At 47.1% G+C, this 1595-nt stretch carries 1 protein-coding gene; it reads right to left on the bottom strand.

What is annotated here, in order from left to right; translation table 11 throughout:
* Positions 1 to 239 precede the first annotated feature (239 nt).
* The coding region (locus AC1DWB_RS34785) for an ATP-binding protein (RefSeq protein WP_477545635.1) at positions 240 to 1595 on the bottom strand (1356 nt) is incomplete at its 5' end.

Genomic DNA, 1595 nt, shown 5'->3' with positions numbered 1-1595 from the left:
AAGGAGTACTGGATCATCTCCTCCGACAAACGATTGCTCTTCAAGACCAGACTGACTAAGACCGCTCTTTCCTGCAGATGGACTATTATTTCATGCGAGGTTTGTTTCATTGCTGCTTCCCTCCTTAAAACCGTACAAACTTGTCTTATTGTACCACAGTGCTGCCATTTCTTTCATTCCAAGGCAAAAAACCGTCAAATCGACGGTTTGCTTAATCATCATGATCAGCTACAATCTTGTCAACTTGGAAGCTTGAGTTCCACAGTCGTCCCTGCATTCTGTTCACTGAATACCATGAAGCTGCCCTTATGGTTGTTCATGATCCTCATCGTAATCGTAAGCCCGATCCCAACCCGATTCGGCTTCGACGAGTAAAAAGGTTTCCCGATCATGCGAAGCTGCTTCTCTTCCAGTCCCATCCCTTCGTCCCGAACGAGAATGGTCACGCTATCGTCCTGATGCTCCAGCTCCACCTGGATACGTCCACCGTTCGGCATGGCTTCTATCGCATTGTTGAGCACATGAACGAACGCATGCTTCAGTTGCTTGGGTTCACACACCACTTCCGGGATGTCATTCTTTGTGGAGACCTCCCAGGTCACCTGCGACAGAAATGCTTTCGTCTCCAATATCATCATCGCGTCCTGCATCAAGTGCAACGGATTATGATGTTCGATCGGCTCCGAGATCGGATTCGACAGCAGCATCACTTCATTGGAGATGAACTCGATTCGTTCCAGCTCAGATTGGATGATCGTATAGTACGGACTGCTCCGTTCACTCTCCTTCTCCATCAGCCTGGAACACCCGATAAGATTCGTGAGCGGGATCCGAATCTCTTCCGAGAATCGCGCCGCAATACGGTTCATCACATCCATCTTATCTGTATAACGAAGCTGTTCTTCGGCGTGTTTGCGTTCGGACATATTTTGAGCAAGCGCATAAAATCCGGCGATCTTGTGATTAGCAATAATAGGGATGTTTGTCACGCTTACTGGAACCTTCGTCCCATTTTTCGAGATAATCGTGATTTCATAGTTTGTCGGACTACCTTTGACTGTGTGCTCAAAAAATGTGTTAATGACAAAATCACGATCGCTCTCCATGATGAATGTCGAGAATGGCATCTTTCTAATCTCTTCCAAGTTGTAGCCGATCAATCGCTCCGCCGCAGGATTCAGACCTATCAATTGTCCGTTGATATCGAACGTAAAGATCGGGTCCGTGCTATATTCGAACAGCTGCTCGGATTGGTTGTGTATAAGCGGGACTCGATTGCGCAATTTGTACTCATACATGTTCAGATCAGCCTGATGCATCAGTTGTTCTATATGCGTAGTGGAATTCGGATCCGAAACTGCCTCGCCTATCGAGAACGATAAGGTTAACGGTTCCACATTCGGACCGGGGACATAGCGGCTATGATTCAGCTTCTCAACAATTTTGTCAATCCAATCCGTTGGGACGGTCCGGTCCTCCACCACAAGCACAAACTCGTCTCCACCTAATCTACCTACAATCCCGTTGGTCCCATCTACCATCTTTTTGAGCGAATTGGCAAAATGAACGATCACTTTATTGCCCACCATATGTCC

Source organism: Paenibacillus sp. P4_E11, assembly GCF_056401635.1.
Note: the sequence above shows the minus strand (reverse complement) of the source record. Positions and strands in the feature narration are given on the sequence as shown.